Source organism: Micromonospora echinofusca (assembly GCF_900091445.1).
Taxonomy (GTDB): domain Bacteria; phylum Actinomycetota; class Actinomycetes; order Mycobacteriales; family Micromonosporaceae; genus Micromonospora; species Micromonospora echinofusca.
This window is the reverse complement of record NZ_LT607733.1, coordinates 5,170,863-5,194,646: the sequence shown is the minus strand read 5'-3', so window position 1 is coordinate 5,194,646 and position 23,784 is coordinate 5,170,863. Positions and strand designations below refer to the sequence as shown.

The 23,784-nt window shown below is 74.3% G+C and carries 21 protein-coding genes; 10 read left to right on the top strand and 11 right to left on the bottom strand.

Translation table 11 applies throughout. The features are described 5' to 3' along the window. The first annotated feature begins 252 nt into the window (after positions 1–252). Positions 253–534 carry an adhesin gene (locus GA0070610_RS21970; protein ID WP_089001799.1) on the top strand — a complete coding sequence of 94 codons (282 nt, stop codon included), beginning with the start codon at positions 253–255 and terminating at the stop codon, positions 532–534. 34 nt (positions 535–568) lie between these two features. Here GA0070610_RS21970 and GA0070610_RS21965 read toward each other — a convergent pair whose 3' ends face one another. The 4 genes from GA0070610_RS21965 to GA0070610_RS21950 all read right to left on the bottom strand — a co-directional run bounded on the left by GA0070610_RS21965 (position 569) and on the right by GA0070610_RS21950 (position 4,526). Next, the gene (locus tag GA0070610_RS21965; protein WP_172896574.1) at positions 569–1,672 is read right to left on the bottom strand and encodes a beta family protein; all 1,104 of its coding nucleotides are present in this window, start codon (positions 1,670–1,672) and stop codon (positions 569–571) included. 183 nt (positions 1,673–1,855) lie between these two features. After that, a complete protein-coding gene (locus GA0070610_RS21960; protein WP_089003653.1) occupies positions 1,856–2,401 on the bottom strand; it encodes a PepSY domain-containing protein in 546 nt (181 codons plus the stop codon). A gap of 158 nt (positions 2,402–2,559) precedes the next feature. Beyond that, positions 2,560–3,834 carry a sensor histidine kinase gene (locus tag GA0070610_RS21955; protein ID WP_089001798.1) on the bottom strand — a complete coding sequence of 425 codons (1,275 nt, stop codon included), beginning with the start codon at positions 3,832–3,834 and terminating at the stop codon, positions 2,560–2,562. After that, on the bottom strand, positions 3,831–4,526 hold the full coding sequence (locus GA0070610_RS21950; RefSeq protein WP_089001797.1) for a response regulator transcription factor: 696 nt from the start codon (positions 4,524–4,526) through the stop codon (positions 3,831–3,833). Before GA0070610_RS21950 ends, GA0070610_RS21955 begins: the two co-directional genes overlap by 4 nt. A gap of 102 nt (positions 4,527–4,628) precedes the next feature. Between GA0070610_RS21950 and GA0070610_RS21945 the strand changes: the two genes are divergently transcribed. The 4 genes from GA0070610_RS21945 to GA0070610_RS21930 all read left to right on the top strand — a co-directional run bounded on the left by GA0070610_RS21945 (position 4,629) and on the right by GA0070610_RS21930 (position 8,228). Beyond that, positions 4,629–5,099 (top strand): septum formation initiator, encoded by a 471-nt coding sequence (locus tag GA0070610_RS21945; protein ID WP_089001796.1) that lies wholly within the window; start codon positions 4,629–4,631, stop codon positions 5,097–5,099. 190 nt (positions 5,100–5,289) lie between these two features. Continuing rightward, entirely contained in the window at positions 5,290–5,697 is a 408-nt protein-coding gene (locus tag GA0070610_RS21940; protein ID WP_089001795.1) for a hypothetical protein, read from the top strand. Positions 5,698–5,984: 287 nt separating this feature from the next. Continuing rightward, the gene (locus GA0070610_RS21935; protein WP_089001794.1) at positions 5,985–6,377 is read left to right on the top strand and encodes a cupin domain-containing protein; all 393 of its coding nucleotides are present in this window, start codon (positions 5,985–5,987) and stop codon (positions 6,375–6,377) included. A gap of 54 nt (positions 6,378–6,431) precedes the next feature. Beyond that, entirely contained in the window at positions 6,432–8,228 is a 1,797-nt protein-coding gene (locus GA0070610_RS21930; RefSeq protein ID WP_089001793.1) for a glycoside hydrolase family 15 protein, read from the top strand. Positions 8,229–8,244: 16 nt separating this feature from the next. On the opposite strand, the gene GA0070610_RS21925 is transcribed toward GA0070610_RS21930, so the two are convergent. Beyond that, positions 8,245–9,438, bottom strand: a complete 1,194-nt coding sequence (locus tag GA0070610_RS21925) for a threonine synthase (protein ID WP_089001792.1) — start codon at positions 9,436–9,438, stop codon at positions 8,245–8,247. Between the two features lie 16 nt (positions 9,439–9,454). Next, positions 9,455–10,516: a DNA polymerase ligase N-terminal domain-containing protein gene (locus GA0070610_RS21920; RefSeq protein WP_089001791.1), complete on the bottom strand. Its 1,062-nt coding sequence runs from the start codon at positions 10,514–10,516 to the stop codon at positions 9,455–9,457. A gap of 95 nt (positions 10,517–10,611) precedes the next feature. On the opposite strand from GA0070610_RS21920, the gene GA0070610_RS21915 reads away from it, so the two are divergent. From GA0070610_RS21915 to GA0070610_RS21910, 3 genes are all read left to right on the top strand, one after another. After that, positions 10,612–11,400 (top strand): aldo/keto reductase, encoded by a 789-nt coding sequence (locus tag GA0070610_RS21915; RefSeq protein ID WP_089001790.1) that lies wholly within the window; start codon positions 10,612–10,614, stop codon positions 11,398–11,400. Between the two features lie 188 nt (positions 11,401–11,588). After that, entirely contained in the window at positions 11,589–11,753 is a 165-nt protein-coding gene (locus GA0070610_RS30950) for a hypothetical protein (protein ID WP_172896572.1), read from the top strand. Then, positions 11,753–12,715 carry a golvesin C-terminal-like domain-containing protein gene (locus GA0070610_RS21910; RefSeq protein WP_089001789.1) on the top strand — a complete coding sequence of 321 codons (963 nt, stop codon included), beginning with the start codon at positions 11,753–11,755 and terminating at the stop codon, positions 12,713–12,715. The genes GA0070610_RS30950 and GA0070610_RS21910 overlap by 1 nt, the downstream gene beginning before the upstream one ends. A gap of 164 nt (positions 12,716–12,879) precedes the next feature. Here GA0070610_RS21910 and GA0070610_RS21905 read toward each other — a convergent pair whose 3' ends face one another. Then, entirely contained in the window at positions 12,880–14,022 is a 1,143-nt protein-coding gene (locus GA0070610_RS21905) for a GH12 family glycosyl hydrolase domain-containing protein (protein WP_089001788.1), read from the bottom strand. Positions 14,023–14,325: 303 nt separating this feature from the next. On the opposite strand from GA0070610_RS21905, the gene GA0070610_RS21900 reads away from it, so the two are divergent. After that, entirely contained in the window at positions 14,326–15,435 is a 1,110-nt protein-coding gene (locus tag GA0070610_RS21900) for an FAD-dependent monooxygenase (protein WP_089001787.1), read from the top strand. 156 nt (positions 15,436–15,591) lie between these two features. Continuing rightward, complete coding sequence (ctaD, locus tag GA0070610_RS21895; protein WP_089001786.1) at positions 15,592–17,352, top strand: aa3-type cytochrome oxidase subunit I; 1,761 nt, start codon at positions 15,592–15,594, stop codon at positions 17,350–17,352. Positions 17,353–17,780: 428 nt separating this feature from the next. On the opposite strand, the gene GA0070610_RS21890 is transcribed toward ctaD, so the two are convergent. The 4 genes from GA0070610_RS21890 to GA0070610_RS21875 all read right to left on the bottom strand — a co-directional run bounded on the left by GA0070610_RS21890 (position 17,781) and on the right by GA0070610_RS21875 (position 23,637). After that, positions 17,781–18,998 carry an MFS transporter gene (locus GA0070610_RS21890; RefSeq protein ID WP_089001785.1) on the bottom strand — a complete coding sequence of 406 codons (1,218 nt, stop codon included), beginning with the start codon at positions 18,996–18,998 and terminating at the stop codon, positions 17,781–17,783. A gap of 65 nt (positions 18,999–19,063) precedes the next feature. Beyond that, the gene (locus GA0070610_RS21885; RefSeq protein WP_089001784.1) at positions 19,064–19,645 is read right to left on the bottom strand and encodes an isochorismatase family protein; all 582 of its coding nucleotides are present in this window, start codon (positions 19,643–19,645) and stop codon (positions 19,064–19,066) included. 13 nt (positions 19,646–19,658) lie between these two features. Continuing rightward, positions 19,659–20,945: a nicotinate phosphoribosyltransferase gene (locus tag GA0070610_RS21880; protein WP_089001783.1), complete on the bottom strand. Its 1,287-nt coding sequence runs from the start codon at positions 20,943–20,945 to the stop codon at positions 19,659–19,661. Positions 20,946–20,961: 16 nt separating this feature from the next. Then, positions 20,962–23,637, bottom strand: coding sequence for a LuxR C-terminal-related transcriptional regulator (locus GA0070610_RS21875; RefSeq protein WP_089001782.1), 2,676 nt, complete (start codon positions 23,635–23,637; stop codon positions 20,962–20,964). Between the last annotated feature and the right edge of the window lie 147 nt (positions 23,638–23,784).

Below are 23,784 nucleotides of genomic sequence, written 5' to 3'. Positions count from 1 at the left end.
GTTGTGGCCGGTGTGGCGCCCGTGTCGGGAAGCCCTACGGGGCCAGCGCCGCAGAGCAGGCGCACTTAATCCGCTCTATTTGACGGATGCCCCGGCAGGGGGCAACGTAGGCCGTGGAGGGGCCCTCAGCTGCCCCGAAGAGCGACGGCGACGTGCGTACGCGTCGCCCGCCATCGCCTCCCACGTGTGCTCGCCCGCGGGCCGATGCCCGGTCCCGCACCGTGAATCCGAGAATCCACGAGGAGTTCCGCCATGCTCACCATGACCGACAACGCCGTGCTGGTCATCCGAGACCTCGCCAACCAGCAGGACGTCGCCGAGGACGGCGGGGTGCGGATCGCCGCCGACACCGACGCGGGTTCGCTCACCGTCGAGCTGGTCGCCGAGCCCGTCGACGGCGACCACGTGGTCGACAACCAGGGCGCGCGCATCTTCCTGGACTCCGACGCCGCCGAACTGCTCGGCGACGCCTCGGTGGACGCCAGCGTCGACGACGAGGGCGTCATCCAGTTCGGGTTCACCGAGAAGCAGTGACGCCGGTGCGTACCGGTGCCCGGCCCGACGGCGCTCAGCCGGCCCGCCGGGTCTCCCCGTTGCGGTGCGGCCGGGCGGGGCGGCCCCGCTCCGGCGGCGCCTGACCGGATCGCCACGGCCCCGGCCGGGACTCCCGTCCCGGGTGCGGCAGCGTGGCCAGCACGTGCGCCAGGTGGTGCGACGTGCTCCACGCCGCCCAGTTGCTGGCGGAACCGGCGCCGGCGCCCCTGCGGGCACGCCGCAGGATCTCGTGGTCGCCCCAGGAGAACGCCGCGCCGGCGGCCGGCCAGTGCGGCGCCGAGACGACGGTGCGGCACAGGTCCGCGAACCGGTCGTCGCCGCGGCCGCCCCGCCGCGACCAGCGGTACACCCACCAGGCGCCGTCTGTGGTGTAGCGGAGGGTGGGCAGCCGGTCGCCCTCCTGGTCGGCGCCGGGCACCGCGGAGCCGACGCCGTAGTCGCCGTACCCGACGCCGAGGTCGGCCAGGCGCTGCCAGAGCTGCCAGTCCCAGCGGTCGACGCGTACCGGTTCGTCGGTCGGCAGGGCGGACACCGCCGGGGGCATGCCGCCCGCCGCCACGCTCACCGAGCGCCAGGCGTGCCGGCGGGCCCACTCCAGCAGCCGGCGCACGCGGGGCTCGGCCACCCGCACGTCGGCCCGGCAGCACACGTCGCCCGCGTCGAGGAGCAGGTCGCACTGCTCGGGCACCAGGCGGGTGAACCGCCAGACCCGTTCGGCCGCCGCCGTGGTCGCGTCCGGGCCGCCGCGGTCGTGGCCGACCCGCAGCCGGACGACCGCCCGCCGGGCGTGGGCCCGGGCGGCGGCACCGTGCGCGACGAGGCGCCGGTCGCTGTCCGCGAGCCCGATCACCGGCACCAGCGGTACGCCCCAGCGGGCCAGCTCGGTCTCGGGGGCGTCGGGCAGGGCGCTGACGTCGACGGCCGTGAGCAGCCCGTCGGGCAGCCGACGGAGCACGTCGATCGTGAGCCGGTCCAGGGTGGACACCTGGAGGACCGGGGCGAGCAGGGGCACGACGACGTCGTCGAGATGACCGAGCGCCTCCAGCTCACCCCGCCGGTTGGCGAGGATGGGGCGGTAGACCGGTTCCGCCGCCCGGCCCCGGTGGGCGGGCACCATACCCCAATGTAGCCAGACATCGGTGTCCGTCACAGGGTCGATCGGCCCGCACCGCCTGCCCGGGGGTGCCGCGCGGGATCCGTGGGGACAACGGATCCGCGGGCCGGGCCCGGGGCGGCTGCGTCCGCGGAGACGGCGACGCCGCCGTCCCAGGATCGGGACGGCGGCGGGCAGGGCGCCGGATCAGTCGTCGTCGCGGTCGTCGTCGTCGTCATCGTCGGAGTCGTCGTCCGACGCGTCGTCATCGTCGTCATCGTCGTCGTCGACCGGCTCCTGCTCGGCCTTGACCACGCTGCCGTCGCCCCGGTCCACGTCGACCTCGTGCTCGGTCTGCCCGGACACGATCTCGACGCTCCACACGGCGCGGCCGTCCTCGTCCTCGCGCTCGACCTCGACGACCTCGCCGCCACCCGCCCGGGCCAGCGCGATCTCGCGGGCCCGCTGCTCGCTCACCGCGTCGCCGCCGGTGGCCGGCGCGCCGCTGCCCGACGGGGTGCCGCTGCCCGACGGGCTGGCGGGCGCCGACGGGGTGCCGGTGGTCGGCGCGCCGCTCGTCGCCGGGGCGCCGCTCCCGGTGCCGCTCGGCGTGCCCGGGGCGGTGGTGGCGGCGGCCAGGGTCGTCGCCCGGGCCGCGCCGTTGTCGGCCGCCGCGACGCCGACGGACGCGCCGGTCACGGCCAGCACGGCCGCGCCGCCGAGCGACGCCAGCATCAGGGACTTGCGCTTCATCTCGTTCACCCTTCCTCGGTCTACGTGTCCCAGGATCACGCCCGCCCGGATAGCGCCACGCTGCCCGAACGCTAAGGCAGGGTTAAGCCTCGCCGGGGGTGCGCCGAGGACGGGCCGGGCCGCGCGAGGGCGCCTCGCCGGGGCAAGGCGGGGAGGGGTCAGGGCCGGGGCGGGCCGAGTTCGAGGCGTACCTCGGCGCCGCCGGACGGCGCGGCACCCAGGGTGAGGCGGCCCCCGCTGGCCTGGGCGGCCCGGCGGGCGATGTCCAGGCCCAGGCCGGTGGAGCCGGCGGTGCTCGCGCCCCGGTCGACCGTGCCGGGCGGCATCCCCGGCCCGTCGTCGGCGACGGTCAGCGCCGTGCGGCCCGCCTCCGCCGCCAGCCGGACGGCGAACGCGGTGCCGTCCGGGGTGTGCGCGAAGACGTTGCCGAGCAGCGCGTCCACCGCCGCCGCCAACTCGTCGGCGGGCACGCCCACCGGCAGCGGTCCCGGCGCCAGGTCGAGCGTCACCGCCCGCCCGGTGTCCTCGGCCAGCACCGACCAGAACGCCACCCGCTCGGCCACCACGGCCGCCGCGTCGGCGCTGGCCGCCCCGGCCGTGGGCACCCGCCAACGGGCCTGCCGGATCAGGCCGGTGACCGCCCGCTCCAGCCCGTCCACGGCGGCGGTCACCCGGGCCGCGTCCTCGGGGTCGCGCAGCGACTCGGCCTCCAGGCGCAGCGCCGTCAGCGGGGTGCGCAGGCGGTGCGAGAGGTCGGCGACCTCCTCACGCTCCTGCACCAGCAGCACCTGGATCCGGCCGGCCAGGTGGTTGAGGGCGCCGGCCACCTCGCGCAGCTCGGCCGGCCCGGCGGGGGTGACGCGCGCGTCCAGCTCCGCGTTCGCCAGCCGGTGCGACACCTCGGAGAGCTCACCGATCGGCCGGACCAGGGTGCGGGCCAGCCGGTCGGCCACGGCCAGCCCGATCAGCACCAGCAGCACGCCGAGCAGGGCCAGGGCCAGCCAGGACCGGGTAACCCCGGCGGTCAGCTCGGCGGGCGGCACCACCGTGCGGATCACGCCGGTGCCGTCCGGGCGACCCTGCACGGCGATCACCACCTCCCGCCCCCGCCCGGACTCGGCGGTGAGGCTCTGCCCCCGCGCGGCCAGCGCCACCGCGGGCGTACGCGGCGCCGGGGCGCCGAGCACCGTGCCGTCGGGCAGGAACACCGTGACGGAGCGCTCGGACTCGGTGGCCAACTGCTCGACGGTCAGCCGGATCGTCGCGGTGTCGGCGGTGCCGACGACGGTGACGAGGCTCTGCGCGTCGGCCGTGGCCCGTACGGTGGCCCGGTCCGCCGCGACGGTGCGCACCAGCAGCGCCAGCGGCACCAGGAAGGCGACCAGGGTGAGGACGCTGACCGCGGCGACGAGCAGCGCCAGCCGGGCCCTCATCCGGCGCTCCCGGGCGCCTCGAGCCGCACCCCGACGCCCCGCACGGTGTGCAGGTAGCGGGGTGCCTGCGCGCTCTCCCCGAGCTTGCGTCGCAGCCAGGACAGGTGCACGTCCACGGTCTTGTCGGCGCCGCCGTACGGGACCCGCCAGACCTCGGCCAGCAGCTCCCGCTTGGTGACCACCTGGCCGGGCCGACCCGCGAGGTGGTGCAGCAGGTCGAACTCGCGGGGGGTCAGCTCGACGGGCGTACCGTCCAGGGTGACCTGCCTCGACCGTGGGTCCACCCGCAGCCCGCCGACGACCAGCGCTGGGTCCCCCTCCGAGGCGGGTCCCGTCCCGCGCCGCAGGACCGCCCGGATGCGCGCGTCGAGCTGCGCGGCCGTGAAGGGCTTCACCACGTAGTCGTCCGCCCCGGCGTCGAGCACCCGGACGATCTCGGTCTCGTCGTCGCGGGCGGTGGCGACGATGACCGGCACGGCGCTGACCGCGCGGAGCATCCGCAGCAGCTCCCGGCCGTCCAGGTCGGGCAGTCCCAGGTCCAGCACCACCAGGTCGGGCCGGTCGTCGAGCGCGTCGCGCAGGCCGGTCATCGCCGTCGAGGCGGCGGCCACCGCGTGCCCCCGCTCGCGCAGTGCCCGCAGCAGCGGCGTACGGATGGTCAGGTCGTCCTCGATGAGCAGCAGGCGGGCCACAGTGGCAGGCTAGCCGCCACCGGGCGGGCCGGCGGCGGACCTTGACCGTCCCTGGGCCCCGTCCAGGGCTCGGGCCAACCACCGATCGGGGAGACTGGGGGGATGCGCCGCCGTTCGTTCCTCGCCGTCGCCGGGTGGCTGGCCACCGCCGTCGTCGCCACCCTGATCGGGGTGGCCGCGATCCGGTGGGTGGGCGAGAGCATCGCCGGCACCCCGGGCGGGGTGCTCAGCCAGGAGGAGGTCGAGCGCGCCCTGGCCTCCCCCGCGGCACCGGGCGGATCCGCGCCGGCGGCCACCGGCACCGGCGGGCCGTCGTCGCCGGTGGCGGGCGGCTCGTCCCCGGCGGGAACGCGTCGGGCCTTCGCGACGACGGGTGGCAGCGCGGTGGCCGAGTGCGGGCCGGGCGGGGCGCGGCTGGTCTCCTGGACGCCCGTGCCGGGCTACCGGGTCTCGGACGCGGAGCCGGGGCCGGACGACGACGTGGAGGTGACCTTCACCGGCCCGTCCGGCGGGTTCGAGCTGAAGGTGCGCTGCGTGGGTTCGGAGCCGGTGGCGGCCGAGGACGACGACTGAGCGTTCCGCCGCAGGTCAGCGGTGGTGTGGACGGTGGCGACTGTCCGTGATCGGACACCCGTCGCGGTGGTTGCGGGCCGCTGCGGCGACATACGTTCGACCACAAAGGGTGCCGATCGCCGCTGATCCCCCTGAGCCACCACGACTGCCTCATCGCCGCCCCGAGCAGGGGCCACGAGGGAGGACCGAGATGTCCAGCTTCAGACCTCGGCGCGCGCCGGCGGCGCAGCCCGTGCCGAGGGACGACGACGCGGCCCGGGCAGACGCGGAGACCACCACCTGCGCCGGCGTCGGTCTGCCCGCGACCGCACGGGTCCTCTTCGCGGTGGTGCACGCCAGCGGCGGCCTGGCGCGCGGGCTGGGCGTGGCCACCGCGAGCCGGCTGGCGACCGGGATGTACCAGGTGGTGTTCGACCAGGACGTAACGGCCGCCGGCTACGTCGGCACCGTCGGCCTGCCCGGCAGCACGGGTGTCGCGCCCTGCGGAAAGATCGTGGTCGCCGGGCGGACCGGCATTCCGAACGCCGTCTTCGTCTCCACCTTCGCCGACGACGGCCGTCCGGCCGACCGCCCGTTCCACCTGGCGGTGCTGGCCTGACGCGCCCGGGCCGGCCCCGGCGGCACGGGTCCGCCGGGCCCAGGGCCCGCACACGAGCGCGCGGCGCCGTCCGGATCCCGGGGATCGAACGTCGCCGCGCTCTGGCCGTCTCCCACCACCGCAGCCGTACGGCGGTACGCCGGCGGGGACCTGGCTCGACCGGCCACCGTGCGCCGGCTACTTCCTCGATCCCCCTCCGTACGGGATCGAAACCCCCGACGAGTGGCGAATTCCACCATCTGCGGGTCCCGGCGTGGTGCCGGGCCTGAGCGGGTATGTGCGTGGGCATGGAGCATTTCACGATCGCGACCGTCGCCGAGAAGAGCCCGGATTTCCGGCGGGTGCTGTGGACCGGTGAGCACACCCAGCTGGTGATCATGACGATCCCGCCGGGTGGTGAGATCGGCGAGGAGGTCCACGAGGGAATCGACCAGATCCTGACCTTCGTCAGCGGTACGGGCGAGGCCCGCGTGGCGGGGGAGAAGCGCGAGGTCGTGCAGGGCGACCTGGTGGTGGTGCCGGCCGGCACGAAGCACAACTTCGTCAACACCGGCCCCAACCCGCTGGTGCTCTACACCGTCTACGGCCCGCCCGAGCACGCCGACCAGGCGGTGCACCGCACCAAGGAGGAGGCCGACGCGGCGGAGGCCGCCGGCGAGGACGAGCCGCCCACCTCCTGACCGTCCCCGCGGCCCGCGCCGCCTGAGCCGGCCGGAACCGGGTACCCGCAGCGGGTGGAGCAGCTGGCGATCTCCGACTACGGGTTCCTCTCCGACTGCCGGTCGGGCGCCCTGGTCGGTCGGGACGGTTCGATCGACTGGTGGTGCCCGGACCGGTTCGACTCCCCGTCGGTCTTCGGCCGCCTGCTCGACCCGGACGCCGGCCACTGGCGGCTGGCACCCACCGCCGCCGGGCTGCCCGGACACCGGGTGGAGCGGGCGTACGTGGCCGACACGCTGGTGCTGCGCACGGTGCACCACACGCCGGAGGGGAGCGTCGCGGTCACCGACGCGCTCGCCGCCGAGTTCGGCGCCCGCGGGCACCAACTGGGGATGAACTCCCCGGCCGTGCTGCTGCGGGTCGTCGAGGGACTGACCGGGCGGGTGCGGATGTCGCTCGACTTCCGCCCCCGCCCGGAGTACGGCCTGCTCACCCCGTACCTGCACGAGCAGCCCGACGGCGCGGTGCTGGCCGCGGCCGGCCCGGTGGTGCTGACCCTGCGCACCGGCGGGATCCCGCCGCACGTCGACTCCGACCGGGTCCGGCAGGAGTTCGAGGTCGCCGCCGGGCAGGTGGTCGGCCTCGACGTCGCGTACGGGCAGGCGTACGGGTCGGCGCCGGTCCGGCTGGATCCGGTGGTCGCGCTCGCCGAGACGGTGCAGGCCTGGCAGGCGTACCGGGAGTCGCACCACTACGACGGCCGCTACCCCGAGCAGGTCCGGCACAGCGCGACCGTGCTCACCGGCCTCACGTACGCCCGCAGCGGCGCGGTCGCCGCCGCCCCGACGACGTCGCTGCCGGAACACGTCGGCGGCGACCGCAACTACGACTACCGCTACTCCTGGCTGCGCGACTTCGCGATGACCCTGCGCGCCCTCTGGGTGGCGGCCTGCCCCGCCGAGGCGTCCCGGCTCTTCGCCTGGGCGGCCCGCTCGATCGGCCGGGTCGGCCCCGACCCCGTGCCGGTGCTCTTCGGCCTGGAGGGGGAGCGGGACCTCTCCGAGTACGAGTGCGCCCACCTGCGCGGCTACGGCGGCAGCCTGCCGGTGCGAATCGGCAACGACGCCTGGCGGCAGCGCCAGCTCGACGTGCCGGGCGAGGTGATCTCGGCGGTCTGGCAACTGCGCGACCACCTGGGCGAGGCGTTCGACATGGAGCTGCGCGAGATGGTGCTCGGCCTGACCGAGCAGGTGGCCGCGACCTGGCACCTGCCCGACCGGGGCATCTGGGAGACCCGCGACGCCGACCGGCACTACCTGACGTCGAAGGTGTTCTGCTGGGTGGCGCTGGACCGGGCGGTGACGCTCGCGCCCCGCCTCGGCGCCCGGGCCGACCCCCGGCGCTGGGCGGCGATCCGCGACGAGATCCGGGCCGTCGTGCTGCGCGACGGCTGGCACGAGCGGACCGGCGCGTTCGGCGGCGCGTTCGGCTCGCCGGACCTGGACGCCTCCGTGCTGCTGCTGCCGCTGGTGGGGTTCCTGCCGGCGACCGACGCGCGGATGCGCGCCACCGTCGAGGCGGTCGAGCGCGAGCTGGGCGCCGGCAACGGTCTCCTCCGCCGCTGGGGCACCGACCCGGCGGGGTTCCTGCCCTGCTCGTTCTGGCTGGTGGAGTACCTGGCGATGGCCGGTGAGCGGGACCGGGCCGAGGCGCTCTTCGCGCGGCTGCTCAAGCACGCCAACGACGTCGGGCTGTTCAGCGAGCAGATCGACCCGCGCTCCGGCGCGCAGCTCGGCAACACCCCGCAGGCGTTGTCGCACATCGGCCTGGTCAGCGCGGCCTGGCGGCTGACCGACCCCGGCACCGAGTGACGGCGGGGTCGGCGCGTCAGGCGGGCAGTACCGGTACGCCGCTGACGTCCACCGTCTCCGGGTACTTCACGCCCGCCCCGGTGTTGAGTACCACCACGCGCTCGCCGGCCCGGATCCAGCCGCCGGCGCGCAGGTGCCGGGCGGCGGTCAGGCAGGCGGCCCCCTCCGGGCAGAGCAGCAGGCCCTCGCGGGCGGCGAAGTCCCGCAGGTCGGCGAGGATCTCGGCGTCGTCCACGGCGATCGCGGTGCCGGCGCTGGCGCGCAGCGCGTCGAGGATCAGCTCGTCGCCGAGCGGGGCGGGCACGGTGATGCCGAACGCGACGGTGTGCGCGTCGGCCCAGGGCCGGGCCCGCCGCTCGCCGGCGGCGAAGGCGCGCACGATCGGCGCGCACCCCGTCGACTGCACCGCGACCAGGCGGGGCAGCCTGTCCTCGATCCAGCCCAGCTCGCGCAGTTCGTGCAGCGCCTTCTGGATGCCGATCAGGCCGACCCCGCCGCCGGTGGGATAGATGATCACGTCCGGCGCCTGCCAGCCGAGCTGCTCGACGATCTCGTACCCCATCGTCTTCTTGCCCTCGAGCCGGTACGGCTCCCGCAGCGTGCCGGCGTCGAAGATCGCGCCGCCGGAGTCGGCGACCAGCCCCGCGACCAGCCGGCCCGCGTCGCTGATCAGCCCGTCGACCAGGCGCAGGTCGGCCCCGGCGGCCACGCACTCGCGGCGGCAGATGGTGGGGGCGTCCAGTGGCATGACGATGGTCGCGCCCAGCCCGGCCCGCGCGGCGTAGGTGGCCCAGGCCGCGCCCGCGTTGCCGTTGGTGGGCATGGCGATGCGCCGCACGCCCAGCTCACGGGCCCGGCTGACGCCGACCGCCGCGCCGCGCGCCTTGAAGGAGCCGGTCGGGGTCAACCCCTCGTCCTTGACCATCAGGTCCGCGATGCCGATCTCCGCGCCGTAGTTCGGGGTGCGCAGCAGCGGCGTCCAGCCCTCGCCCAGCGTGGTCTCGTGCCGGGGGTCGGCCACCGGCAGCAGCTCCCGGTAGCGCCACAGGTCGGCCGGGCGCAGCGGGAACCGCTCCGGGGTGAGCACCTTCGCCACCGCAGCCAGGTCGTAGCGCGCCAGCAGCGGGGAGCCGCAGTCGCAGATGTTGGCCAGCTTGCCGGCGTCGTGCTCCCGCCCGCAGCGCGGGCACTCAAGGTGCGTCAGGTACACGATGCTCCTCGCCGTCTCAGCTCGGGTCTCGGCTCGCGTCGATGCTCAACCAGCGCCGGCTGCGCCGGCCCGGCTCGTAGACCGAGTCCAGGCGCTTCGCCACCACGCCGGGCAGCCCCTGCTCCCGCCCGGTCCGCAGCGCCTCCCGGCCGGCACCCGGGAACCAGGGCGGAGTCTGCCAGTGCCCGCCGGAGAGCGCCAGGGCGTCGAGCAGCTCGCGGCGCTGCGCGTACGGCAGGTCGACGCTGCTCACGCCCTCCATCCAGAGCAGATCGAAGATCAGGTACTGGGCGTCGGGGGTGCGGCGTCCGCCGCGCGCCGGGCGCACCCGGCCGGCGGTGTCGATGCGGACCAGGACGCCGTCCAGCACGACCTCCGTGGGCGCCAGCTCCTCGGCCAGCTCCCGCAGCCAGGGGTACGCGCCGGAGACGTCCTCGTCGTCCTCCGCGAGCAGCCGCAGCCGTCCGCCCGAGACGTACGCGACCGCGCGAACCCCGTCCCAGCGCAGCTCGTAGCCCCACCGCGCCTCGTCCGCTGGCAGCTTCGCCGCCCGGGTGGGGTGCATCGGGCGGAGCAGCTCCGGCATGCTCGTCCAGCCCTCCGGGGGCGGGTCGGTGCGGCGGACCATCCAGTCCCGTCCACCCTTGCCGCCGGTGGCGAACAGGACGTACCGCCCGGAGGTGCGCTCGCCGTCGAGCACCACGACGACCTCGTCGTCGCGCCACTTCTCGCAGCGGTAGGTGCCCCGGTCGTGCACGGTCATCCGCCCGCCGCCGTACTCGCCGGCCGGGATCTCGCCGTGGAAGTCGAGGTATTCCATCGGGTGGTCCTCGGTGTGCACCGCGAGGTGGTTGCGGCCGGTGTCGCGGGGCAGCCCGCGGGGCACCGCCCAGGAGGCCAGCACCCCCTCGTGCTCCAGCCGCAGGTCCCAGTGCAGGCTCCGGGCGTGGTGCTGCTGGATGACGAAGCGGGCCGTACCGTCGGCGGGCCGCCCGCGTCGCGGGGGCCGCTTCGGCACCGGCTCCGGGGTGCGCGCCGCGTCCCGTCTGCGCCGGTACTCCTCCAGCGGGTCAGCCACACCCGCATTCTCCGGCAATCCGCGCCGACCCGCCGGCCGCCCGCGTGTCCGGTTCGGCGGGCATGGGGTAGGTCAGCCCGGGTAAGACCCGGGGCATGGACCACGACGACCAGCCCACCGTCACGCTCCCCGGCGACGTGCGGATGCCCCTGCTGGGCTTCGGCACCTGGCAGGCCACCGGCCAGGCCGGGTACGACGCGGTGCTCGCCGCGCTCGACGCCGGCTACCGGCACGTCGACACCGCCACGATGTACGGCAACGAGGAGGAGGTCGGCCGGGCGGTCCGGGAGAGCGGGTTGCGCCGCGAGGACGTCTTCCTCACCACGAAGCTGCCGCCGGACCGGGTGGGGCGGGAGCGGGAGACGATCGAGGCGAGCCTGGCCGCGCTCGGCGTCGACCAGGTCGACCTGTGGCTGGTGCACTGGCCGCCGGCGAACCCCGCGGACAACATCCCCGTCTGGCGGGAGATGCTCGCCGCCCGGGACGAGGGGCTCGCGCGCGCCGTCGGGGTGAGCAACTACGCCACGGGCCAGCTCGACGAGCTGATCCAGGCGACCGAGGAGAATCCGGCCGTCAACCAGATCCGGTGGAGCCCCTCGTTGTACGACCGCCAGCGGCACCGGGAGCACCGGGACCGGGGGGTGGTGCTGGAGGGCTACAGCCCGTTCAAGACCAGCGACCTCGCCGACCCGGTGCTGACCCGCATCGCCGCCGCGCACGACGTCTCCCCGGCCCAGGTGGTGCTGCGCTGGCACATCGACCACGAGATCGTGGTCATCCCCAAGTCGGTGACCCCGGAGCGGATCCGCGTCAACGCCGACGTCTTCGGCTTCTCGCTGACCGCCGAGGAGATGCGCGACATCGACGCGCTCGGCAACCCCTGACGGACCCCTTCCGGCCACTGTGACGGTGGCCCGGTCCGGGTGCCGGACCCGGACCGGATTTGCCAAATTCCTTCAGCCTGAATAGGGGCGATGAAGGGTATCGACATAGATGCTCGTGACGATATACCGTGCGCGTCACCAGTTCATCGATGAGTCGGAACCCCTCCGCCCTTGTCTGAAGGAGCGCCATGAACGCGTCACGACCCGCCCGTCTCCCCCGACGTGGGGTGCTGGGCATGTCGGCCCTGGTGGCCACCGCGGTGGCCGTAGCCGCCAAGCCCGCCGCGGCGAGCGCCGCGCCGCTCGCCGCTCCGAAGGCCGAGTGCCTCGCCGACCTGCTCGGGGAGTCCTGATGGCCACCATTCCCTGGCTGGTGGACGTCCTGCGGGGGGCGGGCGTCCAGGTCGTGACCCACGGCGACTGGCTGAACCGGATGCGCCCGGGCGACTTCAACCCGATCGGCGTGCTCTGGCACCACACCGCCGCCACCTCCAGCGCCAGCAACCCGCACCCGGCGCTCAACATCTGCATCAACGGCCGGTCCGACCTGCCCGGCCCGCTGTGCCAGGCGCTGGTCGACTACCACGGCGTCTTCCACGTCATCTCCGCCGGGCGCTGCAACCACGCGGGCGTCAGCCGGGGCAGCGGGCCGATCCCCGCTGGCGACGGCAACACGCTGATGATCGGCTGGGAGATCGACTACAACGGGGTCAACCAGGAGATGACGGCGGCGCAGTACAACGCGTCGATCGCCGCCACGGCCGCCGTGCTCAAGCGGCTGGGCAAGGACGCCAGCTACGCCCGGGGCCACCGTGAGACGAGCACCACGGGCAAGATCGACCCGTCCTTCATCGACCTGAACTCGATGCGCGCGGACGTGGCCGCGAAGATGGCGGGCGGCAGCACCTGGAGCGCCGTGGTGGACAACTCCACCGCCGGACGCTTCACCGCCAGCGCGAACTGGGGCACCTCGTCGTACTCGGCCCAGCGATACGGCACCGACTACCGCTTCGCGAACCCGGTCGCGGCCAGCGACGCCGCCTGGTACAAGTTCAACGTCCCGGCGACCGCGAACTACCGGGTCGACGCCTGGTGGCCGGCGGTCAGCGGCTACAACTCCGCCACCCCGTACATCGTGTCCACCACGACCGGGAACCGGACGATCATCGTCGACCAGCGGGTCACCGGTGGACAGTGGCGCAGCCTCGGCACCTTCACGCTGCCGGCCGGGGACGCCAACCGGGTCGCGGTCAGCCGGTGGAGTTCGGCCCCGGGCCTCGTCATCGCCGACGCCGTCCGGCTCACCCGGGTCTGAGCCGGCCGGCCCCGCACGACGTCCGCCAGGCCCGGGGGTGGCCTGGCGGACGTCGCGTCTCCGGCCGTACGCGGCGGCCCGTGGGGGACTCGGGTCGCCGCGGCGCCGGGGACCGGTGACGCGGGGGCGCACTGCCCCCGCGTCGGCGTCCGGAGGGCGTCAGGTCAGGACCGGGAGCAGGGCACCCCGTTGAGGGTGAAGCTCGTCGGCGACGAGTACTGGCCGCTCAGCGTGCCCTGGTAGCCGAAGCTGGCCGTGCCGCCCGGGGCGAGCGAACCGTTCCAGCTGATGTTGCGCGCGGTGACCGCCGAGCCGCTCTGGCTCACCGTGGCGTTCCACGCGCTGGTGACCTGCTGCCCGGCGGGCAGGTTGTAGTTCAGCGTCCAGCCGTTGATCGCGTTGGACCCGGTGTTGGTGATCTGCACGTCGGCGGTGAAGCCGTTGTTCCAGGAGTTCGGCGTGTACTTCACGGCGCACCCGTTGCCGCCGGGCGGGGGAGTGCTCGGCGGGGGCGTGGTGGGCGGCGCGGTCGTGGGCGGCGGGTTGCCCCCGCCGTTGACCGCGGCCGAGAACGAGGTCACCGCGAGCCCGGCGCCGCCCTGCCACGGCTCGAAGCCGGCCTGGATGCTGGTCAGGTACCAGGAGTTGGTGATCGCGCCCCGGTTGCGGGTGTCGTTGATGAACGCCAGCAGGTTGAGGTTCGCGCTGCTGATCGCCGACGGCGCCAGGTACGAGATCACGTTGTTGGAGCCGTTGCTGCCGCGCCAGACCTCCCAGCTGCGGCCGTCGATGGTGGCGGTGCCGACCGGGGAGCCGATGGGCTGGATCGGGCCCTGCCGGTTCAGCCAGATCATGATCTCCATCTGGTTCACCCCGTCGCGCTTGGGCGAGGGGTCCAGCCAGATGTCGTACGAGGCGTTGTAGACGGCGTTGCTGACGTACCGGTAGGAGATGTTGCTCGTGGCGCTGCTGATCTGGCTGACCTGGATCGGCAGGTTGGTGCCGGGGGAGCAGTTGGTGTAGTGGCAACCGAGGAAGACCGACGGGTACGCCGTCGGCGCGCCGTTGGTCGGGTTGCTGCCGTTCTGGGTGGTGATCTCGAAGCCGCTGTCGGTGACGTTGATGCACTGTTGGGCGGTGGTGCCCCAGCGGTTGTTCTGCACCACGTAGCGGCCCTGGATGGTGGTGGAGCCGTACTGCTCGCAGATCTGGGTGTCGGCGCTGGCGGTGCCGCCGAGGGCCACGGCGACGATCGAGCCGGTGGCGAGCAGCGCGGCCGCCGCGAGGGCCCGGAGTGGACGTTTCATGATGCTCCTTCGGCTTCGGCGCGGGACGCCGGACGGAGTCGGCCGGCGAACGCGGGAGCGCTCCCACATTCCTTCGACACATTTACACCTCTGAAACCCTGGCGCAATGGGGCCGGGGTATTGGGGAGGTAAGTGAGGTTTGTCACGCCCGATCCGGTCGGCGAGCAGGTGGTCCTTCGAAGCGGCGGGGAGCGCCGCCGAGGAATGTTTCCGCTGGGACGATTGGCTCTGGTGTGTGCCGATTGCGCCGAGTAGTGTCTTGCCTCCAACGCGTGCCGAACCCCTCCGGAGGCGTACACCACCATGGGTGGCTCTCCCCTGCGCATCCTCGTCGTCGGCGCGGGCATCGCCGGCCTGGCCGTGGCCCGGGCGCTGCGGATGGCCGGCTTCCGGCCCGACGTCACCGAGAGGCTGCCCCCGGGGGAGAACGCCGAGACCGGTCTCTACCTGCCGGGCAACGCGGCCCGGGCGCTGTGCCGGCTCGACCTCGACGGACCCGTCCGCCCGCTCGGGCGCGTCATCCACCGGCAACGGTTCCTCGACGCCGCCGGGGTGCCGCTGTGCGAGGTGGACCTCGACGCCCTCTGGTCCGGCGTCGGCGAGTGCCGGGCGCTGCCCCGGGCGGAACTGCACCGGGTGCTGCTCAGCGGCGCGGGCGGCGCCGTCCGGCACGGCGCCGAGGTGCGCACCCTCGACCTGCTGCCGCGCTCCGTCGGCGTCACCTTCGTCGACGGCACCGCCGCCGAGTACGACCTCGTCGTCGGCGCCGACGGCCCGCGCTCCTCGATCCGGGCCCTGGCCGCGCTCGGCGGCCCGCCCCGGCCCGCCGGTCAGGTCGTCTACCGCTGCGTGGTGCGCGACGGACCGCCGGTGGCCGAGTGGACCGCGCTGCTCGGTCAGCGCGCCGGCTTCCTGGTCGTACCCCTCGGCGCCGGGCGGCTGCACTGCTACGCCGACGAGGCCGGCACCACCGCGCCGGCCGACCCGGCGGCCCGGCTGCGCGAGCTGTTCGGCGGCTACGGCGGACCGGTGCCCGCCGTGCTGGAGGCGCTGGACCGGGTGCACGTCGGCGTCACCGAGGAGGTGGAGCTGGGGTGCTGGTCCCGGGGGCGGGTGCTGCTCGTCGGGGACGCCGCGCACGCCACCGCGCCGACGCTCTCGCAGGGCGCGGCGATGGCGTTGGAGGACGCCGTGGTGCTCGCCGAGTCCCTCCGGGCGACCGGGAGCGACGTGGAGTCGGCACTGGCGGCGTACGAGAGTCGTCGTCGTCCCCGTACGCGCTGGGTGCGGGACCGGACCCGGGACCGTAACCGGACCCGGGACGTGCCGCCGGCGCTGCGCGATCCGCTGCTGCGCGGACGCGGCGCGCGCATCTTCGGCGAGCACTACCGGCTGCTGCTCGGCCCGCTGTGACGCCGGCGACCGGGAGCCCTCCGCGGCGGGGCGCGGCAGGCTACCCGACCACCCCACGCGGCGCAGCCACCTGCCGGGGACTATCCTCCTTGCGGATGACGGCCCGCAGATAACCAGCGCGTGCCGAGCGGGACAACCCAGAACCGGAGGCCACTCGTGACCACCGTCGCACCCAAGCCGGTCGTGACCCGGCCCTGGCCGGTCCGAGCGCCGGTCAAGGGGTCGGCCATCGCGCGGCTGCTGCGTACCACGGACGCGAAGCAGATCGGGATCATGTACATGGTCACCGCGTTCGTGTTTTTCATGATCGGCGGCCTGATGGCCCTGATCATGCGGGCCGAGCTGGCCCGACCCGGGCTGCAGTTCCTGTCGCCCGAGCAGTACAACCAGCTGTTCACCATGCACGGCACGATCATGTTGCTGTTCTTCGCGACGCCGATCGTGTTCGCCTTCGCGAACTACGTGGTGCCGCTGCAGATCGGCGCCCCCGACGTGGCGTTCCCCCGGCTGAACAGCTTCGCCTACTGGCTGTTCCTGCTCGGCGGCTCGATGACGATGGTCGGCTTCCTCACCCCGGGCGGGGCCGCCGACTTCGGCTGGACCGCCTACGCGCCGCTGAGTTCCGTCGAGCACGCGCCCGGCGTCGGCGCGAACCTGTGGGTCGTCGGCCTGGTCATCTCCGGCCTCGGCTCGATCCTCGGCGCGGTCAACCTGATCACCACGATCCTGACCCTGCGCGCGCCCGGCATGACGATGTTCCGGATGCCGATCTTCACCTGGAACATCCTGGTCACCGGCCTCCTGGTGATCCTGGTTTTCCCGCTGCTGGCCGCCGCGCTGATGGCGCTGGCCGCCGACCGCCTGCTGGGAGCCCACGTCTACGACCCGGCGACCGGCGGGCCGATGCTCTACCAGCACCTCTTCTGGTTCTTCGGCCACCCCGAGGTGTACATCATCGCGCTGCCGTTCTTCGGCATCATCTCCGAGATCATCCCGGTCTTCTCCCGCAAGCCGATCTTCGGCTACAAGGGCCTGGTCGCCGCGACCATCGCCATCGCCGGCCTGTCGATGAGCGTCTGGGCGCACCACATGTTCGCCACCGGCCAGGTGCTGCTGCCGTTCTTCAGCTTCCTGAGCTACCTGATCGCCGTGCCGACCGGTATGAAGTTCTTCAACTGGATCGGCACGATGTGGCGCGGCCAGATCAGCTTCGAGACGCCGATGCTCTTCTCGATCGGCTTCCTGGTTACCTTCCTCTTCGGTGGTCTGACCGGTGTGCTGCTGGCCAGCCCGCCGCTCGACTTCCACCTGCACGACTCGTACTTCGTGGTGGCCCACTTCCACTACGTGCTCTTCGGCACGATCGTGTTCGCCGTCTTCGCCGGCATCTACTTCTGGTTCCCGAAGATGTTCGGCCGGATGCTCGACGAGCGGCTGGGCAAGGTGCACTTCTGGCTGACCATGATCGGCTTCCACACGACGTTCCTGGTGCAGCACTGGCTGGGCAACGAGGGCATGCCGCGTCGGTACGCCGACTACCTGCCCGGTGACGGCTTCACCACGCTGAACATGGTCTCCACGATCGGCGCGTTCATCACCGGCATCTCGACCCTGCCGTTCATCTGGAACTGCTGGAAGTCGTACAAGGCCGGCCCGGTGGTCGAGGTCGACGACCCGTGGGGTCACGGCAACTCGCTGGAGTGGGCGACCACCTCCCCGCCGCCGCTGCGTAACTTCGACCGGATGCCGCGGATCCGCTCCGAGCGGCCGGCGTTCGACCTCAAGTTCCCGGAGCTGGCCGCCGGCGGCCAGAGCCTGGCCGGCCCGCCGGAGGGCGGCGCCAAGCCGCTGACCAGCGAGTCCGACGGGGGAGCCAGCTACCGCGAGGACACCGCGAGCGACGCCGACCGGCGCTGACGCTCCGCACCGCGCACGACGGGCGCCACCCCCACCCGGGGTGGCGCCCGTTCGCGTTGCCGAGAGGTACGCCCACAGCGGTGCTGACGGCGCATGCCCGGCGCCGCCCTGCCACGCAGCCTGACCGTGGAACTCCCGCACGCCACCCCGGGCCAGCGCCCCGAGCGCCTGCGGAGCGTCTCAGAAATCGTCGGTTCTGATCGCGGTCCCGGTGGCGTTCCGGCGGAACGGAAGACGTGGAAGGCGCGTGAAGCTCCTGACCCATGACCGCCGGAAGGCTTGATACCTCTGTGGCATAAAAATGCCTGTGTGGTATCGGCGTGAAAGGGACCTCACCGCCGCCGCCGAGGTCGGCGACACCGCGCGGCGCCATGCGCCGCCGGACACCTGCGCGCCGACTCAAGGGTCGCCGGGCGGCCGGGCTCGACTCAGGCGGCGGGGGCCGGGGCGAGTTCGGGGGCGGGTGTGCGGGCTGCGGCGGTGCGGCGGCGGCGCAGCTCGATCGGGAACACGGCCAGCGCCACCAGCGCGCCGATCGCCCCGGTGACCGCGAAGCCCCAGGCCGGCGCGGAGGCGTCGATGACGGCGCCCGCGAGGGGCGCGCCCACCGCCATGCCGACCGTGACCGCCGAGCCGTGCAGGCCCATCGCCTCGCCGCGTACGGAGGCGGGAACCAGCCGACTGACCGCGTCCGAGGTGGCCGCGATGGTGGGTGCGCAGAGCGCCCCGGCGGGGATCAGCGCCAGGCAGAGCAGCCACCAGTGCGCCCCGCCGAGCCCGACCGGGATGGTGCAGAGGCTGAGCGCGGCCATCAGGGCCAGCGGCGGGACGGAGCGGGTGACCGCCCCGTACGCGAAGCCGCCGGCCAGCGAGGCGACGGCCCAGACGGCGAGGACGGCGCCCGTCCACCCCACGTCGCCGCTCTCCCGTAGCACGGCGACCACGGCCACGTCGGTGCCGCCGAGCACGAGCATGCCGGCGGCGCTCACCGCCAGCACGGCGAGCAGGCGCGGGGTGAGCCACGACCGGCGGGGCACCCGCGGCTGCGGCCCGGCCGGCTCGCCCCCGGCCCGGGTGGGCGGGTTCAGCACCCAGAACGCGACCCCGGCCGCGACGATGCCGGCGCCGACCAGGTAGAGCGTGGTGCGCGCGGAGATCGCGGTGACCGCCGCCACGGCCAGCGCGGGACCCACCATGAACGACAGCTCCACCGACATCGAGTCCAGCGCGTACGCGGGGCGGCGCCGCTCCGGCGGCACCAGCGCGGCGATGGACTGCCGGATCACGGAGAAGATCGGCAGGGCGAGCGAACCGGCCAGGAACGCGGCGGGAAGCAGCACCGGGTACGGCAGCATCGGCGCGGTGGACCAGAAGACGGCCTCGGCGATCGCGGTGAGTACGAGCACCGGCCGCAGGCCGCGCCGGTCCACCAGGCGGCCGAGCAGCGGGCCGCCGACGGCGGCGCCCACGGTGATCGCCGCGCCGACTAGCCCGGCCGCACCGTAGCCGCGCCCGAGATCGAGCACGACGTAGAACGTCAGGGTCACCCCGGTGGCGGTGAGCGGGACGCGGGCGAGCACCGACACCAGCAGCAACGACCGGAGACCGGGCAGGGCGAGCGCCTCCCGGTAAGGCTTCAGGTTCATGTCGGTGCGTACCTCCGCCGGACATCCTCGGCCGGAGGTACGACACCCGCCAGCGAATTACCGTCTCATGCGGCCCTGATCACAGGCGTACCGCGCATGGCGACCCCGGCCCCCTCCATCGCGCGCAGCGCCACGTCGGTGGTGTCCGGGGCGACCGCGGCGGTCAGGTCCAGCAGCACGGTGGTGGCGAAGCCCTCGCGGGCGGCGTCCAGGGCGGTGGCGCGTACGCAGTGGTCCGTGGCGATGCCCACCACGTCGACCCGGTCCACCCCGTGCCGGCGCAGCCAGTCGGCCAGGCACTCGCCGTCGTCGGCGTGCCCCTCGAAGCCCGAGTACGCGGCGGCGTGCTCGCCCTTGTGGAAGATCGCCTCGATCCGGTCGGTGGCCAGTTCGGGGTGGAACTCCGAGCCGGGGGTGCCCACCACGCAGTGCCGCGGCCAGGAGTCCACGAAGTCCGGTGGGTCGCCGAAGTGGGCGCCCGGGTCGACGTGGTAGTCCTTCGTCGCGACCACGTGGTCCCAGCGGCCCGGTTCGGCGGCGAGCAGCCGGGTGATCCCGGCCGCCACGCCCGCCCCGCCGCCGACGGCCAGCGAGCCGCCCTCGCAGAAGTCGTTCTGCACGTCCACGACGATCAGCGCGTTGCTCACCGTGGTGCTCCTTTCAGTCGGCCGGGACGACCGTGACCGGGATGGCCGGGTCGCCGGCGGAGAGCTTCAGACCCTCCCAGGGGATGGAGATCAGGCACTGGCGCAGGTGTTCCCGGGACTCGTCCAGCGTCGGGCGCTCGACCGGCTCGCCGCCGGCCAGGAACGAGTGCTGGAGCAGCCGGTCGTTGGGTCGGGGGTCGGGCACGCCCTGCGGCACGACGATCTCCTCGGTGGCGGTGCCGGTCGGCTTGTGCCGGCGTACGGCCACCTTGCGGCCGCCGATGGTGGCCTTGTGCTCGGAGCGCTTGACCACCGGGCGGCCCTCGACCTCGACGAGCTTGTAGACCAGCCCGGCGGTGGGGGCGCCGGAGCCGGTGACGACGGCGGTGCCCGCGCCGTACATGTCGACCGGCTCGGCGGCGAGCGAGGCGATGGCGTACTCGTCGAGGTCGCCGGAGACAATGATCTTGGTTTCGGTGGCGCCCAGCGAGTCGAGCAGCTCGCGGGACTGCTGGGCGATCACCGCCAGGTCACCCGAGTCGATCCGCACGGCCCGCAGGTCCGGCCCGGCCACCGCGATCGCGTTGCGGATGCCCTGGCTGATGTCGTACGTGTCGACCAGCAGCGTGGTGTCCTTGCCCAGCGTGGCGACCTGCGAGGCGAACGCGGCCCGCTCGTCGGAGTGCAGCAGCGTGAACGCGTGTGCGGCCGTGCCAGCGGTCGGGATGCCGTAGCGCCGCCCGGCGGCGAGGTTGGAGGTGAACCGGAACCCGGCCAGGTACGCGGCCCGCGCCGCGGCCACCGCCGCCTCCTCGTGCGCGCGCCGGGAACCCATCTCGATCAGGGTCCGGCCGCGCGCCGCGGTCACCATCCGCGCGGCGGCGGCGGCGACGGCGCTGTCGTGGTTGAGCACCGAGAGGATGAGCGTCTCCAGCACCACGCACTCCGCGAAGCCGCCGGAGACGGTGAGGATCGGCGAGCTGGGGAAGAACAGCTCGCCCTCGGCGTAGCCCTCGACGTCGCCGGTGAAGCGGTAGTCGCGCAGCCAGGCGGCGGCCTGCTCGTCGACCACCCCGGTACGCCGCAGGAAGTCGACCTCGTCGGCGTCGAAGCGGAAGTCGCGGATCAGCTCGATCAGCCGGCCGGTGCCGGCGACCACGCCGTAGCGCCGGCCGGCGGGCAGCCGACGGCTGAACACCTCGAAGACGCAGCGGCGGTCGGCGGTGCCGTCGCGCAGGGCGGCACTGACCATGGTCAGCTCGTAGTGGTCGGTCAGCAGCGCGGGGCGAAGGGTGCTCACCTCCCCAGCCTAGGGTTCACCCGCTCTCGCCGCCCTCGTGGCCCGGGATCGCCTGGAGGGCGGCCCGCAGCTCCGCCCGCCCGGCGACGCCGAGCTTGCCGTAGATGCGCTGGAGGTGGTTCTCCACCGTGCGGGCGGAGAGGAAGAGCCGCTCGGCGATGGCCCGGCTGGTCACCCCGTCGGCGGCGAGGCGCGCCACCTGCCACTCGCGTTCGCTCAGCGCCGGGCAGCCCGCCCGCAACGCCGGGGTGCGGATCAGGTCGCAGCGGCCGAGCAGGGCCGCGAGGCGTTCGCGGGCCGGGGCCGCCGCCGGGGACCGCTGCCGGCGCAGCCGGTCCAGGGCGGCGGCGGTGGCCTCCACCGCGTAGACGGCCAGGTCCAGCGCGTCGAAGCCGTCGGCGACCGCCAGCAGCTCGTCGGCGGAGCCGCCCACGGCGGCCCGGGCGTGCCGGGCGAGCAGCGGCGGCAGCACCCCGTCGACCCGTTCGGAGAGCTCGGCGAGCCGCTGCGCGACGGTGCGCCGGCTGCCGTCGGAGCAGGTCGGCCCGAGCGGCGCGGCCGCCTGGCCCAGCCGGACCAGGTCGTGCAGCACGTGCACCTCGTGGCCGGCGAGGCCGTCCGCGCGTAGCCGGTCGGCCAGCCCGGTCAGGTGCTTGACGGCGCCGGACACGTCGCCACCGGCGGCGAGCACGGCGCTGCGGGCCTGCTCCAGCCACGGGTAGAGCACGACCATGCCGGGGGCGTGGGTGCGGTCGGCCTCCGCCATGGCCTCCGCCGCCTGTGCGGCGTCGCCCCGCAGCGCCGCCGCCTGGGCGCGTTCGGCCTGGGCCAGGCCCGCGTACACCCGGCTGGTGGCGAGCACCGCGCAGGCGCCGAGGCTGGTGCGCAGCGCCGTGTCGCTCTGGCCGCGCAGCCGGGCCGCGTACGCCTGGAGGATGGCCAGGTAGCCGGTGCCGAGCCGGAAGTCCCCGGCGCCGGCCAGGTCGGCGAACTCGTCGGCCACGATGGCGTCGATGCCGGCCAGGTCGCCGGCGAGCGCCAGCCGGGTGCCCCGGGCCAGCTCCAGGGCCAGTTGCAGGTACGGCATGTCGCCCCGCCACCGGCCCGCCTCGGCCTGCACCTTGTTGATCGCGGTGGCGCTGCGGTGCAGCTGCCCCTGCGCCGCCTGGAGGTGGGCGATCGTGCTGCGGGCCAGCTCCCGGGCCGCGACGCTCGCGGCCGGCCGGTCCAGCACCGTCTGCCCGAGCCGCAGCGCGATGCCGGTGTCCAGCCGGTGCAGCCGCATGATGCCCTCGAAGGCCAGCACCCGCGCCTGGTCGGCGGAGTCGGCGAGGGTCGACCGGCGGGCCGCGATCTCCTCCACCGTGGACTCCCGGCTCAGCCCCCAGTAGCTGACCATGCCCCGCACGGTCAGCCAGCGGCTCAACCGCCGGTCGCCCTCGATGTCGGTGGCGACCGCGTCCAGCACCTCGATCGCCTCGTCCGGGCGGTCGCCGAACATCAGGATGGTGGCCAGCAGCTCCGCCGCGTCGAAGCCCCCGCCCGCGTCGAGCGCCGCGCGGGCCAGCCGGGTCGCCAGCGGTACGTCGTAGCGGGCGAACGCCTGCCCGGCCGCGTCGAGCAGCAGGGCCGGATCCTGCGCGGTGCCCGAGTCGAGCCGCCAGACGGCCACCCGGAGCAGGTCGTCGCGGCGTCGCTTGCCGACCAGCTCCAGCAGCTCGGCGAGGCGGGCCTGCAACCGCCGCGTCCGGCTCACCGGGCAGCGGCGGCGCATCACCTCGCCGTAGAGCGGGTGGGCCAGCCGCACGTTGGCCCGCCGGTCGTCGTGCTCCACGGCGATCAGCCCGCGCTCCTCGGCGGTCTCCACGTCCACCGGGTCGGCGGCCTGGTTGAGCAGGTGCAGCCCGAGCGGCTCGCCGAAGGCGACCAGCTCCACCACCCCGCGTACGCCCGAGGTGAGCTGGCCTATCCGGATGTCGATCAGGTCGGCCAGGTTGGGGGCCAGCTCCAGCCGGCCGGTCCACTTCCAGATCCCGTACGTGCGGGTCAGCTCACCCCGGTCGGCGGCGAACACCAGCTCGCGCAGCAGCAGCGGGTTGCCCTCGGAGAGCCGGCCGAGCCGGTCGGCGGAGGTGGCGTCGACCGGTCCCCGCAGGATCTCGGAGAGCAGCCGGGTGGTCTGGGCCGGCGGCAGCGGCTTCAGCTCGACGTGGTCGACCAGACCGTCGGTCCACAGGGCCCGGATCGGCAGCGGGAGTTGCTCGCCGTCGCGCGAGGTGCCGATGACCGTGGCGTTGTCGGCCCGCGCGACCAGGTGCACCAGCGCCGCGGACGGCGGGTCGAGCAGGTGCGCGTCGTCGACGGCGAGCACGATGCGACGGCCGGCGGCCTGCTGTTGCAGCACGTCCACCGCCCAGCGCAGGATGCCGGCGGGGGAGAGGCCGTGCGGCTGCTCGGTGGGGAGCACCTGGACGAGACCGCCGAAGGGGAGCGCGGCGGTGGTGGCGCTGGCCGCGATCGACCAGACGGCGTACCCGTCGCGCGGCAGGGCCGCCACCCCCTCGCGCAGCAGCCGGCTCTTGCCGATGCCCGCGCTGCCGCAGAAGAAGAGGCCCCGCCCCTCCGCGCCGGTCACCGCCGACAGCAGACGGTTGAGCTCATCCGTACGGCCGACGAAACCCCACCGACTCATCGGGGCAGCATATCGACCGGAATCCGTCCGCGTGCACTTCGTCACGCACCGAAGTTGAGTAGTCTCGTGGTTACCCCTGAGTATTCGAAGTGTTCGGTCCGGGGGCCCGGTCGCCCGTACTCTTCCGGCATCCGGGTGCCCTCACCG

What these genes read in the sequence shown, in the direction of transcription:
- GA0070610_RS21970 (WP_089001799.1), top strand. Translation starts at nt 253, where the DNA reads ATGCTCACCATGACCGACAACGCCGTGCTGGTCATCCGAGACCTCGCC.
- GA0070610_RS21965 (WP_172896574.1), bottom strand. Translation starts at nt 1,672, where the DNA reads ATGGTGCCCGCCCACCGGGGCCGGGCGGCGGAACCGGTCTACCGCCCC.
- GA0070610_RS21960 (WP_089003653.1), bottom strand. Translation starts at nt 2,401, where the DNA reads ATGAAGCGCAAGTCCCTGATGCTGGCGTCGCTCGGCGGCGCGGCCGTG.
- GA0070610_RS21955 (WP_089001798.1), bottom strand. Translation starts at nt 3,834, where the DNA reads ATGAGGGCCCGGCTGGCGCTGCTCGTCGCCGCGGTCAGCGTCCTCACC.
- GA0070610_RS21945 (WP_089001796.1), top strand. Translation starts at nt 4,629, where the DNA reads ATGCGCCGCCGTTCGTTCCTCGCCGTCGCCGGGTGGCTGGCCACCGCC.
- GA0070610_RS21940 (WP_089001795.1), top strand. Translation starts at nt 5,290, where the DNA reads ATGTCCAGCTTCAGACCTCGGCGCGCGCCGGCGGCGCAGCCCGTGCCG.
- GA0070610_RS21935 (WP_089001794.1), top strand. Translation starts at nt 5,985, where the DNA reads ATGGAGCATTTCACGATCGCGACCGTCGCCGAGAAGAGCCCGGATTTC.
- GA0070610_RS21915 (WP_089001790.1), top strand. Translation starts at nt 10,612, where the DNA reads ATGGACCACGACGACCAGCCCACCGTCACGCTCCCCGGCGACGTGCGG.
- GA0070610_RS30950 (WP_172896572.1), top strand. Translation starts at nt 11,589, where the DNA reads ATGAACGCGTCACGACCCGCCCGTCTCCCCCGACGTGGGGTGCTGGGC.
- GA0070610_RS21910 (WP_089001789.1), top strand. Translation starts at nt 11,753, where the DNA reads ATGGCCACCATTCCCTGGCTGGTGGACGTCCTGCGGGGGGCGGGCGTC.
- GA0070610_RS21905 (WP_089001788.1), bottom strand. Translation starts at nt 14,022, where the DNA reads ATGAAACGTCCACTCCGGGCCCTCGCGGCGGCCGCGCTGCTCGCCACC.
- GA0070610_RS21900 (WP_089001787.1), top strand. Translation starts at nt 14,326, where the DNA reads ATGGGTGGCTCTCCCCTGCGCATCCTCGTCGTCGGCGCGGGCATCGCC.
- GA0070610_RS21890 (WP_089001785.1), bottom strand. Translation starts at nt 18,998, where the DNA reads ATGAACCTGAAGCCTTACCGGGAGGCGCTCGCCCTGCCCGGTCTCCGG.
- GA0070610_RS21875 (WP_089001782.1), bottom strand. Translation starts at nt 23,637, where the DNA reads ATGAGTCGGTGGGGTTTCGTCGGCCGTACGGATGAGCTCAACCGTCTG.